Below are 13,524 nucleotides of genomic sequence, written 5' to 3' on the forward strand. Positions count from 1 at the left end.
CTGACAACCATGGCCTATCAGACATAGGCACGTTGCAACAGATGTAGGAGCGAGCTTGCTCGCGATGCGCCGCGCGGGCGGCGCTCGATCTCAAACGCCCCGCCGAACCTCAGGCGGTCGCCAGCCCTGCAGGCACGTGCTCACGGCGAATGCTCGCCAAGGGGATGGCCACCAGCATCAACGTCAGCACCACGGTAACCCCAATGCCCCAGGCCGCCAGACTAAACCCGCCCAGCGAGATCAACCCTCCGGAAATCGCCGGCCCTACCGCCAGCCCCAGGCTCAGGAAGCTGCTCGCTGCAGCCACCACACGCCCTTCGCGGTCCAGCGCCGCAGCCAGCCCGGTCAGGTAGCTCAAGGCATAGAAGTAGGTGATGCAGATGGTCATCACACCGATGGTGTACATGCTCTTGGAGTGCTCGCCCAGCACGTAGCAAAGGCTGGTCGCGCCGGTCAGCAGAATGGCCAGGATCACCGGGGTGCTCAGGCCGAAGCGCTTGCCGATCATCGCCGCCAGCAGCGGACCGATCAGGCCGACGAACGACTGGAACGACAGCAACACGCCCAGTTCGTCACCGTTGTAGCCGACCAGGGTGCCGATGCGCTCGACGAACGCCCAGCCCATGGTGTCGCGGGCCTGGAACACGAACATCGCCAGCATCATGCAGATGGCCGGCAGGCTCAGCAGCACATTGCCAGGGCCTTTGTGCGTCGCCACCGTCGCTTCGAGCACCGGTGCACGCTGCTCCATCACCGGGATCGCCAGCAGCATGACCGCCATGGTCGCGGCCATGGCGTTGTACAGCCCGGCCAGGCCGTACAGCGCCATGACCTTGGCATAGCCGAGCATGACCACGATCATCAGCAGCACCGAGAGGATGTTCATGTGCCCGGCGATACGGTCGGGCTGCTTGGCGCTGGCCACGCAGGCGTTGCCGCACGCCAGCGCAAGGCCCGCGCCGACCCCGGCCACGCAGCGCACGGCGCCCAGGGCATAAAGGTCGGTCATGTGCGCACTGACCAGGTTGGCGGCGATCGCCAGCAGGGTGCCACCCAACGCCAGGGTGCGGCGCGGGGCGCGGCCCATGAGCGGCGCTACCAGCAGGGAGGCGAGCATGGTGAAGATGAATTCGGCCGACATCAGCAACCCGGCCTGGGCCTCGTTGAGCTTGAGGTCATTGATGATCGCGCTGATCAGGAACGGTAGCGCCCAAAGGCCGAGCAGGCCCACACCATAAGCGGAGGCGGCGGCGGAGAACACCAGGCTCCAGCTCTCGGGCAAGGCATTGCGTATTGTTGTTTTCATCGGGGTAATCCCTGGTTGGCATGCACAGCGTTACTAAAAAGCGCGCCAGTATGGCGCGCTCGTGGGAAAAAAACTTACTGCTGCAGACTTTCGTCGACAGGCGTACCGTCGTCGTACTGCGACAGCCAGGTGACCATGGCGTCGCGGTAACGGGTGAAGCCCTTGTAGTCGACCAGTTCCTGGTCCAGGTCGCGGATCACCCGGTGCATGCGCTTGGCCCACTGCGGCGCGGCCTCGGCCAGTTCCTTGAGGCTGACCAGGTAGGTGCGCACCGGGAACAGCACGGCGTTGCTGCGCGGCAGGCGGTGCAGCGGTTGCAGCTCGATGCGCAGGTTGACCAGCTCGCCGGCGTTTTCCGCGGTCACGGTGGTGCGGTCCGGGGCCCAGTCCGGCAAGGTCTCGGCCGAGGTTTCCAGGCGCGGGTTGACGGTGATCGACCAGTTGGTGCGGCGCACCGGGTGGCCTGGGCGCAGGCGCAGCAGGAACTTCAGGGCGCGCTGCAGGATGCCCATCTCGTGCAGTTTCGGCACCGGGCCGTGGAACTCCATGAAGCTCATGCCCAGGTTGAAGCGCAGCGAATAGTCGGCGCGCTGGGTGGCCATACCGGCGCCCATCACCAGGGTCTCGTCACGCTCTTCGAGGAGGATGAATTCGCCCTGGGCCTGGCGGGTGATGTATTCCATCGGTTCCATCGGCAGGGTGCTGGCGTCGCCGAAGGTGAAGGTCTGGTCGATCTGCAGCGGGCGGTTGATCCAGTGCCACTGGCTGCCGTTCTTCTCCAGGGTGAAGTGCTCGGGGAAGTCCCGCGAGTAGGACTCCATCAGCAGCTCCAGCAAGTCCCACTGCGCTTCCATCATGTGCGGCAGCGCGGCGTAGTGCACGCCCGGCTGGCTGTCGAGGGTCTGCGCCCGGTGGTGGCACTCGGAGATGTAGTGCTCGTCGATGTCGAACTGGGCGCGCAGGGCGCCGACGCCGAACGGCACATGCGGCTCGACGTTCATCGAGTACATGTACTGGTCTTCCGGGTAAGGGAAGGGCAGGCGCAGGATGGCGTCGCGGCTGTTGCTGTAGGAGTAGTCGTCGGAATAGGTTTCGATCGGCTTGAACACGGTCATGGTTTCTTGTTCTCGTCTCAGAGGTCTACGACCAGGCGGCTGCAGGAGGCCCGGGATACGCACGGCATGAATTTGCGTTGGCTCAGCTTGTCTTCGTCGCTCAGCCAGTCGTCGCGGTGATCCAGCTCACCGTCGAGGTCCAGCACTTCGGTCTCGCAGTAACCGCAGGCACCGCCACGGCACAGGTAGGGCACCTTGTAGCCAGCCTGCTCGGCGGCTTCGAGCAGCGACTGGTCCGGCGGCACGTCGATGGTCACGCCCTGGCGGGCCAGGGTGACGCTGAACGGCTGGCCGGTGGAGCCTTGCTCGGTGAAGCGCTCGAAGTGGATGTGGCTGTCGGTCCAGCCCAGGGCGTGGGCGCTGTCGACGGTGTCGTCGATCATGCTGTCCGGGCCGCAGACGTAGACGTGGCTGCCCAGCGGACGCTCGGCGAGGATGCCGCGGATGTCCATGCGCTCATCCTGGCCTTGCACATAAAGGTGCACACGGGCGCCATAACGGGCTTGCAGTTCCAGGCCCAGCGCGGTGTGCTCCGGGCCGCGCACGGCCAGGTGCAGCTCGAAGCTGGCCTGCTTGGTGTGCAGCTCTTCCATCTGCGAGTAAACCGGGGTGATCCCCACGCCCCCGGCGATGAACACGTGCTGGCGGGCATGCTTGGCCAGCGGGAACAGGTTGGCCGGCTGCAGAATCTGCAGCAGCGCACCTTCTGTCACGGCTTCGTGCAGGTGGCGCGAGCCGCCCCGGCCGTCTTCGACTCGGCGTACGGCGATCTGGTAGGCGCTGGAATCGTAGGGCGAGCCCATCAGCGAATAGGCGTTGCGGTGGGTCTTGTCACCGTCCTGCATCACCACCACCACATGGCTGCCGCCAGAGAACGCCGGCAGGTGCTTGCCGTCCGGGTCGACGAACGTGAAGCGCTTGATCTCCGGGGTGAGCGTCTCGATGCGGGTGACCCGCACGCTGAGGGTTCCGTTGTGGGTGTTCATGTGTCGAGCTCCTCGGCAGCTGGCATTTCGCCCGGGACTTCACCGTCGGCCTTGATGCCCTGGAACGCAGCCAGGCGGCGGGAGTAGTGGTCGCGTACCACGAGGTCCAGCTGGCAGCCGGGGCAGGTGAAGACGCGGTGAGTGACGTTCTCGGTGTAGGTGTCGCAGTGGGCGCACCAGACGCGGCGCACCAGGGTGCCGCTGTGTTCGCGCAGCACTTCGTCACGGTTCAGGTCCACCGCGTTGGCGGCCTGCATGGTGGTGCCGATGAAGCTTTCCGAACCGCTCAGGTACAGGCGGGTGCCCATGTGCGCGCTTTCCAGCAGGCGGCGCAGGCCGTCGATCAGCGCCTGGTTGCTGTCGAACACCTGCAGGTCGCCCACCTGGGCCTGGCGCAGTTCTGCCAGGTGGTTGTGCCCGGAAAACGACTCGGTCGAGTAGAGCAGGGTGCTGGCCTGGCGCTGGCCGGGGGTCATGTCGCCGATCAGGCGCAGCATGGCCGCGCCGCCGCTGCCCTGGCCGACGACCAGGTGGCGCAGGCCCCCTGTCATCGGTTGCAGGCGGTCATAGACCGGGCGGCTCTTGATGCCGGTGATAAGCATGGATGTCACACCTCGTTCAGGTGATGGCAGGGCGCACGGTCAGCGCTTAAAGCCATATTACCTATTGTGTTATATGTTTTATGACGAAAGCGAAGCTGTCTCAGTGCTTGAACATCACGTGGCGCACGCAGGTGTAGTCTTCCAGCCCGTACATGGACATGTCCTTGCCGTAGCCGGACTGCTTCATGCCGCCATGGGGCATTTCGCTGACCAGCATGAAGTGCGTGTTGACCCAGGTGCAGCCGTACTGCAGGCGCGCGGCCAGGCGGTTGGCGCGGCCCACGTCACGGGTCCAGACCGACGAGGCGAGGCCGTAGTCGGAGTCGTTGGCAAAGGCCAGGGCCTGGGCTTCGTCGCTGAACGGGGTGACGCTGACCACCGGGCCGAAGACTTCGCGCTGGACGATCTCGTCGTCCTGGCGGGCATCGGCCAGCACGGTCGGCTCGAAGAAGTAGCCGGGGCCCGGTACACGGTTGCCGCCGGTGATGACGCGAATGTGCGGCTGCGCCTTGGCGCGCTCGACAAAGCCTGCCACGCGCTCCAGGTGGTCGCGGGTGATCAGCGGGCCCAGCTCGGTTTGCGGGTCGTCCTGCAGGCCATGGCGAATGCTGCCGACCGCTTCGCCAAGCTTCTGCACGAAGGTCTCGTAGACGCCTTGCTGCACATACAGGCGGCAGGCGGCAGTGCAGTCCTGGCCGGCGTTGTAGAAGCCGAAGGCGCGGATGCCTTCGACCGCGGCGTCGATGTCGGCGTCGTCGAAGATCAGCACCGGGGCCTTGCCGCCCAGTTCCATGTGGGTGCGCTTCACGCTGCTGGCGGTGTTGGCGACGATGCGCGCGCCGGTGGCCACGGAGCCGGTCAGCGACACCAGGCGCACTTTCGGGTGGGTCACCAGCGGCTCGCCCACGCTCGGGCCTTTGCCGAAGAGGATGTTGACCACCCCGGCCGGGAACAGCTCGTTGATGATCTCGGCCAGCTTCAGTGCGGTCAGCGGGGTCTGCTCGGAAGGCTTGAGCACCACGCAGTTACCGGCGGCCAGGGCAGGGGCGAGCTTCCAGGCGACCATCATCAGCGGGTAGTTCCACGGCGCGATGGAGGCGATCACGCCCAGTGGGTCGCGGCGAATCATCGAGGTGTGGCCGGGCAGGTACTCGCCACCGGCCGAGCCGTTCATGCAGCGGCTGGCACCGGCAAAGAAGCGGAACACGTCGGCCACGGCTGGAATTTCGTCGTTGAGCGCGGCCTGGTAGGGCTTGCCGCAGTTCTGCGACTCCAGGTAGGCGAACACCTCGGCCTGCGCTTCGATCCGGTCGGCAAGCTTGAGCAGCAGGGCGGCGCGGTCCTTGGGCGGGGTTTGCGACCAGGCATCGAACGCCTGATCGGCTGCCTGCACGGCGCCATCCACCTGTGCACTGCTGGCTTCGTTGATTGTGACCATGACTTCACCCAGGGAGGGGTTGTACACAGCATGGCTGGCGCCGTCACCTGCGATCAGCTGGCCGTTGATCAGTAGTTTCGTTTGCATGGCGGTTCCCTTGAGGGGTTTTATCGTTGTGGTAAACCGTAAACATATGAAAACATATCTTAATGTTTGAAGTTTGCCAACTCCCCTGGCGATAATAGGTCGTGCGCCGCATTCAAGCGGTTGCAGCGGCGTTGCAGCGACCGTATCAGCCACCGCCCATTCGCTATAAGATACGGAACTGAACGTTTAACCCGTTGCCCCAAGGCCTGGTCGAACACACTGAATAGGGAGAGTCAATGAGTGCCCTGAATACTGCCCGCAGCACCGCGTTCATTCGCCTGCGCCAGGAAGGCCGTACCGACGAAGTGGCGCGGCGGCTGGTGGAGGCCATCGAACTGGGGCTGTTCACCGAAGGCCAGCAACTGCCCAGCGAAAGCGAACTGGCGCTGCAGTTGGGGGTGGCCACCGTGACCTTGCGCGAAGCGTTGGTGGTCCTGCGCCAGCGCGGGCTGATCGAAACCCGTCGCGGGCGCAACGGCGGCAGCTTCGTCTGCGCGCCGGTGGAACTGCCCGAGCCGCTGTTGCTGAGCCGCCTGCGCGAAATGAGCGGCCCCGACCTGCGCGACCTGGGCGATGAGCAGATGGCGATTTCCGGCACCGCCGCGCGCCTGGCCGCCCAGCGCAGCTCCCGCGAGCAACAGGCGCGCATCGCCCAGCACATCGAGTCGCTGAAGCAGGCCACCACCCGCCTGGCCCGGCACCGCGCCGATGCGCGGTTCCATATCGAGGTGGCGGCAGCGGCCCAGTCGTTGCGCCTGACCCATGCCGAGATGCGCCTGCAGTCGGAAGTCGGCGAGCTGCTGTGGATGGAAGCCGCCGGCGGCGGCGAAGTCAGCGTGATCGAACACGAGCACCGGGCGATTCTCGACGCCCTGGTCAACGGTGACGCGGTGCTCGCCGGCGCGCTGGCCGAGGCCCATGTCAGCCGCGGCATCAAGCGCCTGATGGCGCTGCGCCTGGAGTTGCTGGCCGGTAGCGAAAGCCCGGCCTGATCCCTTGACCACAACACCCTACAAGAATAACTGCGTGAGGAAATGCCATGTCTACCGCAATCGATAGCGACCCTCTGCTGCTGTGTGCCCAGCAGCTCAACAGCACGGTGGGCACCGTCTTCGGCCAGGTGCGGCAGTTGGTGGATGTGGCGGTCGAGCAGTGGACGCGGGTGCTCGCCGAAGGGCGCCAGCCGGCCTCCAAGGACCTGGCCTTGCTGCGCCCGGCCATCGACGAGCAACTGCTGGCCACCGGCGCGTTCGGTTGCGGGGGCGGGGTGATCGTCGAGCCCGGCTGCCTGGCGGACCGCGAAATGCACCTGGAGTGGTGGTACCTGGCCGATGGCGGCAAGACCCTGCCGCTGCGCCCTAACTTCGACCGGCGCCGGGAAAACTTCTACGACTACACCAACATGCCCTGGTACGCGCGCCCGCGCGACTCGCGCAACAGCAGCGTCGAAGGCCCCTACGTGGACCTTTACGGCACCAACATGTACGTGCTGACCTTCACCATGCCGATCCTCGTCGAGGGGCACTTCATTGGTGTCGCGGGGCTCGACCTGTCGCTGCACAACCTGGAGAAGATGCTGGTGTGCAGCCTCATGCGTCTTGAGCACGAAGCCGTATTGATCAGTGCCGATGGACGCATCATCGCCGCCAACACCGCCAACTGGATGGTTGGCGACCTGGCGCCCAAACTGCTCGATCCCACCCCGCTTGGCGGCGTGCGCCTGGTCCTGGAAGAGCCCGAGGCCGGCTGGTCGCTGATTCGCTTGCCATCCCCTCGGCGCTGAAAATTGCGCGATCGTTAACCTGAGCGTAACGATCGCGCACCCGGCTTGATTGATCGGGTCGGCTAGCCCGTCCTACTGTGCCTCCACGACAGCGAACCCGTGGAGTCACAAATGACCACAACGAAGAATCCACCGCCGCAATGGTCCAGGCGGCGCGCCGAGAAGCAGCGCCGCCTGGAACGCGTCCGCCACCTCGCCGACGGCGTGGTGCTGCCGACCGAGCGCATCGTCGAAGCCCTGGAACTGCTGATCGCCCCCGGCGACCGGGTGGTGCTCGAAGGCAACAACCAGAAGCAGGCCGACTTCCTCTCACGTTCCCTGGCCAAGGCCGACCCCGAACGCCTGCACGACCTGCACATGATCATGCCCAGCGTCAGCCGCGCCGAGCACCTTGACCTGTTCGAGCGCGGCATTGCACGCAAGCTCGATTTCTCCTTCGCCGGCCCGCAGAGCCTGCGCATCGGCCAGTTGCTGGAAGACGGCCTGCTCGAAGTCGGCGCCATCCATACCTATATCGAGCTGTACTCGCGGCTGCTGGTCGACCTGATCCCCAACGTCACCCTGGTCGCCGGTTTCATGGCCGACCGCGAAGGCAACCTGTACACCGGCCCCAGCACCGAAGACACCCCGGCGCTGGTAGAGCCGGCCGCGTTCAGCGACGGCCTGGTGATTGCCCAGGTCAACCAGCTGGTGGACCGGGTCGACGACCTGCCACGGGTCGATATCCCGGCCTCGTGGGTGGATTTCGTGGTGGTCGCCGACCAGCCGTTCTACATCGAGCCGCTGTTTACCCGCGACCCGCGCCACATCAAGCCCGTGCACGTGCTGATGGCGATGATGGCGATCCGCGGCATCTACGAAAAACACCAGGTGCAGTCGCTGAACCACGGCATCGGCTTCAACACCGCCGCCATCGAGCTGATCCTGCCGACCTACGGCGAATCGCTGGGCCTGAAGGGCAAGATCTGCCGCAACTGGACCCTCAACCCGCACCCGACGCTGATTCCGGCCATCGAGACCGGCTGGGTCGAAAGCGTGCACTGCTTCGGCACCGAGCTGGGCATGGAAGACTACATCGCCCAGCGCCCGGACGTGTTCTTCACCGGCCGCGACGGTTCCTTGCGCTCCAACCGCATGATGTGCCAGCTGGCCGGGCAGTACGCGGTCGACCTGTTCATCGGCGCCACCTTGCAGGTCGATGGCGATGGTCATTCCTCCACCGTCACCCGTGGCCGCCTGGCCGGTTTCGGCGGAGCCCCGAACATGGGCCACGACCCGCGCGGCCGCCGCCACGCGACCCCGGCCTGGCTGGACATGACCGTGCCCGACACGATGCTCGAACGCGGCCGCAAGCTGGTGGTACAGATGGTCGAGACCTACCAGGAAGGCGGCAAGCCCACCTTCGTCGAGACCCTCGACGCGGTCGAGGTGGCGAAGAAGGCCGGCATGCCGCTGGCGCCGGTGATGATCTACGGCGACGACGTCACCCACCTGCTCACCGAAGAGGGCATCGCCTACCTGTACAAGGCACGCAGCCTGGAGGAGCGCCAGCAGATGATCGCCGCCGTGGCCGGCGTCACCGCCATCGGCTTGCGGCACGACCCCAAGGACACCCTGCGCCTGCGCCAGCAAGGCCTGGTGGCCTTGCCTGAAGACCTCGGCATCCGCCGCACCGACGCCAGCCGCGAACTGCTCGCCGCGCGCAGCATCGCCGACCTGGTCGAGTGGTCCGGCGGCCTCTACAACCCGCCCGCACGGTTCAGGAGCTGGTAATGAAAGCCCTCGACCTGCAACCTCATCAACCCAACACGATCCCTGTGGGAGCCGGCTTGTCGTGGCGACGAACCGCGGCGATAGGGCCAGCAAAAACAACCGCAATCCCGCTGGTCGATCACCTGGCCGACCTCGCCGTCGAATCCCTGATCGACGAAGCCGAGCTCTCCCCCAAACCCGGCCTGGTCGACCGCCGCAGCAGCGGCGCCCACAGCGACATGACCCTGGCCCTGATGCACGCCTCGGCCCTGTCCCTGTGGCCCTGCCTGCGCCAGATGGCCGAAGCCGCCGAGCAGCATGGCCAGATCGGCGTCCCCCTGCGCACCGCCTTGGGCCGCATCGGTCGCGACGGCGAGGCGGTAATGCTGGCCACCACCGGCGGCGTCAACACCCACCGCGGCGCAATCTGGGCCCTGGGCCTGCTGGTGGCAGCCCGCGCCCTGGACACCCGCGCCGATGCCGCCACGGTGGCAGCCCGCGCCGGCCGTATCGCCCTGATCGATGACCCGGCCGCCATCGCCCCCGACAGCCACGGCAACCAGGTACGCCGCCGTTACGGCGCCAGCGGTGCCCGCGAACAGGCCCAGCAAGGCTTCCCGGCGGTCATCGAACACGGCCTGCCGCAACTGCGCCGCAGCCGCGCCGCCGGTGCCAGCGAAAACCACGCCCGGCTCGATGCCCTGCTGGCGATCATGGCCGCCCTGAGCGACACCTGCGTGCTCTGGCGCGCAGGCCCCCAAGGCCTGCAAGCGCTGCAGCAGGGCGCCCGCGCCGTACTCGCCGCCGGCGGTTGCGCCAGCCTGGACGGGCGCCGCCAGCTACGCCTGCTCGACACCCAGTTGCTGCACATGAATGCCTCGCCAGGGGGCGCCGCCGATTTGCTGGCCGCCTGCCTGTTCCTCGACAAGACCGGGAGCCTGTGACATGGAAACCCTGACCTTTCAATTCCCCGCCGCCGAACCTGGCCGTGGCCGCACCCTGGTCGGTTGCGTCAGCTCCGGCGACCTTGAAGTGCTGATCGAACCCGGCACCCCCGGCCAACTGGACATCCAGGTGGTGACCTCGGTCAACGGCAGCAGCGCCCGCTGGAGCCAGCTGTTCAAGCGCCTGTTCGACGGCCGCAGCGTGCCGGCCGTGAAGATCGACATCCATGATTTCGGCGCCACCCCCGGCGTGGTGCGCCTGCGCCTGGAGCAAGGTTTCGAGGAGATCGGCCATGACTGACATCGCACGCCTGCTGCAGAGCCGCAGCTTCGTCGAACTGGGTGCACGCCAGCGCGCCCGTGCCTTGCTCGACCCCGGCAGCTTTCGCGAACTGCTCGGGCCCTTCGAACGGCTGATGTCGCCCTGGCTGCCGCGCCAGGGCATCGTGCCCCAGGCCGATGACGGCGTGGTCATCGCCAAGGGCCTGCTCGATGGCCGCAACACCGTCATCGCCGCCATCGAAGGCGCCTTCCAGGGCGGCAGCATGGGGGAGGTGGGCGGGGCCAAGATTGCCGGCGCTCTGGAGCTGGCCATCGAAGACAACCGCAACGGCATCCCCACCTGCGCCGTGCTGCTGCTGGAAACCGGCGGTGTGCGCCTGCAGGAGGCCAACCTGGGCCTGGCGGCGATTGCCGAGATCCAGGCAGCCATCGTCGAGCTGCGTGCCTATCAGCCGGTGGTCGGTCTGGTCGCAGGCTCGGTCGGCTGCTTCGGCGGCATGTCCATCGCCGCCGGCCTGTGCAGCCACCTGCTGGTCACCCGCGAAGCGCGCCTGGGCCTCAACGGCCCGCAAGTGATCGAACAGGAAGCCGGCATCGCCGAGTACGACGCCAAGGACCGGCCGTTCATCTGGAGCCTGACCGGTGGCGAGCAGCGCCATGCCAGCGGCCTGGTGGACGGCTACGTGGCCGACGACGTCGACAGCATTCGCCAGCAGCTGCTGCAGCTGCTGGACACCGCGCCCGCCGACCGCGCCGGCCAGCACGCCTGGTACCTGGAGCGGCTGGCAAGCCTGGGCGACGACTGCCCGCAACTGGATGCCGCCGCCGTGCGCGCCCTTTACCAAGGAGATGCCCCATGAACCGTGCCTTGAACTGGCTGCCGGGCCTGGCCGGTGGCGAAGCCCTGCCGGGCTATCCCGCCTCGGTGAAGGTCATCGACGGCGAACTGGACCACCGCCTGGCGCGCTTCATCGCCGTGGTGCCGGATGCGCACAACCCGTTTCCCCGCGCCCGCTCAGGCGAGGTCGGCCTGCTCGAAGGCTGGGGCCTGGCCAAGGCGGTGAGCGAGGCGGTCGTACTGGACCGTGATGGCGAGAAACGCGCCATCGTCGCGGTCATCGATGTGCCGAGCCAGGCCTATGGCCGCCGCGAGGAAGCCCTGGGCATCCACCAGGCCCTGGCCGCAGCCGTGCAGGCCTATGCCCAGGCGCGACTGGCCGGGCACCCGGTCATCGGCCTGCTGGTGGGCAAGGCCATGTCTGGTGCCTTCCTTGCCCATGGTTATCAGGCACAGCGGCTGATCGCCCTGGATGACAGTGGGGTGATGGTGCACGCGATGGGCAAGGCGGCAGCGGCGCGCATCACCTTGCGCAGCGTCGAACAGCTCGAAGCCCTGGCCGCCGAAGTGCCGCCCATGGCCTATGACTTGGCCAGCTATGCCTCGCTGGGCCTGCTGTGGCGGCGCCTTGGCGTAGAAAACGCTGACGCGCCGAGTGCAGCCGACCTGGCGCAGGTCCGCGCCTGCCTGGCCGAGGCGGTGCGCGATATCGGCCATTCGACCGACCTGTCTTCACGCCTGGCCGGTGAGCATCGCAGCGCCTCGCGTGAGGTGCGTGCACGCCTGCGCAGCCAATGGCAGGAGGCCTGAGATGAATGCCCCGCAGCCCCATGACCTGCTTTGGGGGATGACCCCGTCGGCGTTGCCTGCCGATGCCCCGGCCTGGGCCGCGCAGGTGCTCGCGGCCGGGCAGCCCGTGGTGGTGCGGCGTGCCGTATGCGCCGCAGGCTGGGTGGCGGTGGGCGTGCGCGGGCAGGGGCGGGCGCAGCGCCTGGGCGTGGAAATGCGGCTGGCCGACATCTGTCGCCAGCTGAGCCCCGAAGCACTGCGCTGGCAGGGCACCAGCCCTTGGGCTGCGTTGCAGGCACTGGCAAGCGTGGCGCCTGTACTCGATGCCTTCGGGCTGGAGTGGGGGCCAACGGGCGGGGTGGGTTACCAGTTGGCGACCGGGGTCGAGGTGCTGCACGCGGCCAGCGACCTCGACCTGGTGATCCGCACTTCCAGGCCCCTGGCGCGGGCCAAGGCACGCGAGCTGCTGGATATTCTCGACTGCGGCCCGTGCCGCATCGATGTGCAACTGGAAACCCCGGCCGGTGCCGTCGCCCTGCGCGAATGGGCCGGGGTGGCGCGCCGCGTGCTGCTCAAGTCGGCGCTTGGCGCACGGCTGGTGGCCGACCCGTGGAAACTGCTGGAGTGCGCAGCGTGAGCAGCCTGTTCGCCTTCCCTGGCCAGGGCGCCCAGCAGGCGGGGATGCTGCAGCGCCTGCCCGAGGGCAGCGCAGCGCTGCTGGAAGAGGCCAGCGAAGTGCTGGGCGAGCAGGTGCTCACGCTGGACAGCCCGCAGGCCCTGCAGGGCACCCGGGCCGTGCAGCTGTGCCTGCTGCTGACCGGGGTGGCCTGGGCGCGCTGGCTGATGCAGCGCAGCCCGGCGCCGGACTATGTGGCGGGTTTGTCGATTGGCGCCTATCCCGCTGCCGTCGCCGCCGGCGCCCTGGCGCTGTCGGACGCCGTGCACCTGGTGGCCCTGCGGGGTGAGCTGATGCAGCGCGCCTACCCCCAGGGCTACGGCATGACGGCCCTGAGCGGCCTCGACCAGGCCAGCGTCGAGCGCTTGCTGGCAGAGGTGGGCGGCGAGGTCTACCTGGCCAACCTCAACAGCGACAACCAGATGGTCATCGCCGGCAGCGACTCCGCGATGGCCGAAGTCGCGGCCCGTGCCCGCAGCCGTGGCCAGGGTGTGGCCCGGCGTCTGGCGGTCAGCGTGCCGTCCCATTGCGCCTTGCTCGACGGCCCGGCCGCCGAGCTGGCGGCGGCCTTCGCCGACGTCGAACTGCGCCGCCCGCGCATCACTTACCTGAGTGGCAGCAGCGCACGGCCGATCCACGACCCGCAGCGCCTGCGCGATGACCTCGCCGGCAACATGGCGCGACGGGTGGATTGGCGTGCTACGGTGCGCAACGCTTATGAGCGCGGCGTGCGCCTGCACCTGGAGATACCGCCCGGCAGCGTGCTCAGCGGCCTGGCCCGCCCGGTGTTCGAACAGGGCAGGGTGCTGGCCGTCGAAGCCACCCGGCCAGACACCCTCGACGCGCTGCTGCGCCAGGAGGTGGCCGACAACCGATGACGGCGTTGCAACTCGAAGGACAACAACAAACAACTTCGATACAAGCTG

Annotated in this window: 14 protein-coding genes; 9 read left to right on the forward strand and 5 right to left on the reverse strand. The window is 67.4% G+C overall.

From position 1 onward, the window contains the following. Positions 1-109 precede the first annotated feature (109 nt). The 5 genes from PMI38_RS05955 to PMI38_RS05975 all read right to left on the reverse strand — a co-directional run bounded on the left by PMI38_RS05955 (position 110) and on the right by PMI38_RS05975 (position 5,534). Positions 110-1,306: an MFS transporter gene (locus tag PMI38_RS05955; protein ID WP_008091736.1), complete on the reverse strand. Its 1,197-nt coding sequence runs from the start codon at positions 1,304-1,306 to the stop codon at positions 110-112. Between the two features lie 74 nt (positions 1,307-1,380). Further along, positions 1,381-2,421, reverse strand: a complete 1,041-nt coding sequence (locus PMI38_RS05960; RefSeq protein ID WP_008091737.1) for a heme-dependent oxidative N-demethylase family protein — start codon at positions 2,419-2,421, stop codon at positions 1,381-1,383. A 17-nt stretch (positions 2,422-2,438) separates the two neighbouring features. Further along, positions 2,439-3,407, reverse strand: a complete 969-nt coding sequence (locus PMI38_RS05965; RefSeq protein ID WP_008091738.1) for a PDR/VanB family oxidoreductase — start codon at positions 3,405-3,407, stop codon at positions 2,439-2,441. After that, on the reverse strand, positions 3,404-4,009 hold the full coding sequence (locus tag PMI38_RS05970; protein WP_008091739.1) for a dimethylamine monooxygenase subunit DmmA family protein: 606 nt from the start codon (positions 4,007-4,009) through the stop codon (positions 3,404-3,406). Before PMI38_RS05970 ends, PMI38_RS05965 begins: the two co-directional genes overlap by 4 nt. A gap of 100 nt (positions 4,010-4,109) precedes the next feature. After that, positions 4,110-5,534: a gamma-aminobutyraldehyde dehydrogenase gene (locus tag PMI38_RS05975; protein WP_008091740.1), complete on the reverse strand. Its 1,425-nt coding sequence runs from the start codon at positions 5,532-5,534 to the stop codon at positions 4,110-4,112. Between the two features lie 236 nt (positions 5,535-5,770). On the opposite strand from PMI38_RS05975, the gene PMI38_RS05980 reads away from it, so the two are divergent. From PMI38_RS05980 to mdcH, 9 genes are all read left to right on the forward strand, one after another. Further along, on the forward strand, positions 5,771-6,526 hold the full coding sequence (locus PMI38_RS05980; protein ID WP_008091741.1) for a FadR/GntR family transcriptional regulator: 756 nt from the start codon (positions 5,771-5,773) through the stop codon (positions 6,524-6,526). Between the two features lie 47 nt (positions 6,527-6,573). Further along, complete coding sequence (locus PMI38_RS05985) at positions 6,574-7,317, forward strand: cache domain-containing protein (protein ID WP_008091742.1); 744 nt, start codon at positions 6,574-6,576, stop codon at positions 7,315-7,317. A 111-nt stretch (positions 7,318-7,428) separates the two neighbouring features. Beyond that, complete coding sequence (mdcA, locus tag PMI38_RS05990) at positions 7,429-9,090, forward strand: malonate decarboxylase subunit alpha (protein WP_008091743.1); 1,662 nt, start codon at positions 7,429-7,431, stop codon at positions 9,088-9,090. Further along, positions 9,090-10,013, forward strand: coding sequence for a triphosphoribosyl-dephospho-CoA synthase (locus tag PMI38_RS05995; RefSeq protein ID WP_008091744.1), 924 nt, complete (start codon positions 9,090-9,092; stop codon positions 10,011-10,013). Before mdcA ends, PMI38_RS05995 begins: the two co-directional genes overlap by 1 nt. 1 nt (position 10,014) lies before the next feature. Continuing rightward, complete coding sequence (locus tag PMI38_RS06000; RefSeq protein WP_008091745.1) at positions 10,015-10,314, forward strand: malonate decarboxylase subunit delta; 300 nt, start codon at positions 10,015-10,017, stop codon at positions 10,312-10,314. After that, positions 10,307-11,155 carry a biotin-independent malonate decarboxylase subunit beta gene (locus tag PMI38_RS06005; RefSeq protein WP_008091746.1) on the forward strand — a complete coding sequence of 283 codons (849 nt, stop codon included), beginning with the start codon at positions 10,307-10,309 and terminating at the stop codon, positions 11,153-11,155. Before PMI38_RS06000 ends, PMI38_RS06005 begins: the two co-directional genes overlap by 8 nt. Further along, positions 11,152-11,943 carry a biotin-independent malonate decarboxylase subunit gamma gene (gene mdcE / locus PMI38_RS06010; RefSeq protein ID WP_008091747.1) on the forward strand — a complete coding sequence of 264 codons (792 nt, stop codon included), beginning with the start codon at positions 11,152-11,154 and terminating at the stop codon, positions 11,941-11,943. The genes PMI38_RS06005 and mdcE overlap by 4 nt, the downstream gene beginning before the upstream one ends. A 1-nt stretch (position 11,944) precedes the next feature. Further along, on the forward strand, positions 11,945-12,559 hold the full coding sequence (locus tag PMI38_RS06015) for a malonate decarboxylase holo-ACP synthase (protein WP_008091748.1): 615 nt from the start codon (positions 11,945-11,947) through the stop codon (positions 12,557-12,559). Then, positions 12,556-13,476: a malonate decarboxylase subunit epsilon gene (mdcH, locus tag PMI38_RS06020; RefSeq protein WP_008091749.1), complete on the forward strand. Its 921-nt coding sequence runs from the start codon at positions 12,556-12,558 to the stop codon at positions 13,474-13,476. Before PMI38_RS06015 ends, mdcH begins: the two co-directional genes overlap by 4 nt. Positions 13,477-13,524 lie beyond the last annotated feature (48 nt).

It is taken from the genome of Pseudomonas sp. GM84, assembly GCF_000282535.1.
Lineage (GTDB): Bacteria > Pseudomonadota > Gammaproteobacteria > Pseudomonadales > Pseudomonadaceae > Aquipseudomonas.